Raw genomic sequence first — 1,134 nt, forward strand, 5'->3', positions numbered from 1 at the left:
TAGCTTTAGCCTCAGCTTCAGCCTCAGCTCTAACTATAGCTTCATCTTCAGCTATAGCTATATCCATAGCTTTAGCTGAAGTAATAAGTAACCCAGGTAAATAATAAGCATAGGCTGATGGAGTAAATACATATAAAGCATCATCATAGTTTACGTATATATCAAGAGTGATATCTTGCCAATTCTTACCCAAAAATTGTTTTAGCGCTATTTCATCATCAGGCATTATTATTGTTGCAGTTTCAAAACTTAATTCCCACATATCTTTCGGACGCTCTCGCCAAGAAAATGCCTCCGTTATTTTATTGAATAATATTTTTTCATATATAACATCATATTTTTCCTGTTCAGGTGCTATTACCTTTTTCACCATTGAAGTTCCTTTTTTAATTTATCACCAATTTTATAACATCTTTTTATTTCACTATATATCTTATTGATCTGTAACTACCCCCTAAAATAGTACAGCCAAAAAGTAGAAAATTCTCTATGATAAAAGTAAAAGAGGATTCAATTATGAAAAAAAATGACTGAACATCAAATCGTCGCTATTTTAAAAGAAGCAGAGGCAGGTGTCCCCGTTAAAGAGTTGTGCCGTAAATATGGCATGGGTAATTCAACTTTCTATAAATGGCGAGAAAAATACGTTGGAATGGAAACGTCGGATATCAAACGCTTAAAGGAGCTGGAGGCTGAAAATGTAACTATCCCCTAAAATAGTACAACTAAAAAGTAGAAAATTCTCTATGATAAAAGTAAAAGAGGATTTAATGATGAAAAAAATGACTGAACATCAAATCGTCGCTATTTTAAAAGAAGCTGAAGCGGGTATTCCTGTTAAAGAACTGTGCCGTAAATATGGCATGGGTAATTCAACTTTCTATAAATGGCGAGAAAAATACGGCGGAATGGAAACGTCGAATATTAAACGCTTAAAAGAGCTAGAAGCGGAAAACCGTAAGCTTAAACAGATGTTTGCCGAACTGAGCTTAAAATCCCAGCTTCAGGAAGAAATCATAAAAAAGCTTTAGTGCCCACAAAGGCGCGTAAAACATGGGCACAGCAACTACAACAAAATCATTCGGTTACTATTGCAATGAGTTGTGCCATTGTTGGTTTAAGCCGTTGTGCTTA

Annotated in this window: 1 protein-coding gene and 2 pseudogenes; 2 read left to right on the forward strand and 1 reads right to left on the reverse strand. The window is 34.7% G+C overall.

Annotation, left to right across the window (positions count from 1 at the left end):
- Window positions 1–373, reverse strand: a 373-nt coding sequence (locus A9G42_RS09810; RefSeq protein WP_143426101.1) for a hypothetical protein, incomplete at its 3' end; no start/stop codon positions are given.
- Between the two features lie 153 nt (window positions 374–526).
- On the opposite strand from A9G42_RS09810, the pseudogene A9G42_RS09815 reads away from it, so the two are divergent.
- Together A9G42_RS09815 and A9G42_RS09820 are read left to right on the forward strand one after the other, a co-directional pair.
- Window positions 527–709 (forward strand): annotated as a pseudogene (locus A9G42_RS09815) (transposase); the annotation flags it as partial.
- Window positions 710–770: 61 nt separating this feature from the next.
- Window positions 771–996: pseudogene (locus A9G42_RS09820) on the forward strand (transposase); the annotation flags it as partial.
- Between the last annotated feature and the right edge of the window lie 138 nt (window positions 997–1,134).

This window comes from Gilliamella sp. Nev6-6 (genome assembly GCF_001690605.1).
Taxonomy (GTDB): Bacteria; Pseudomonadota; Gammaproteobacteria; order Enterobacterales; family Orbaceae; genus Gilliamella; species Gilliamella apicola_C.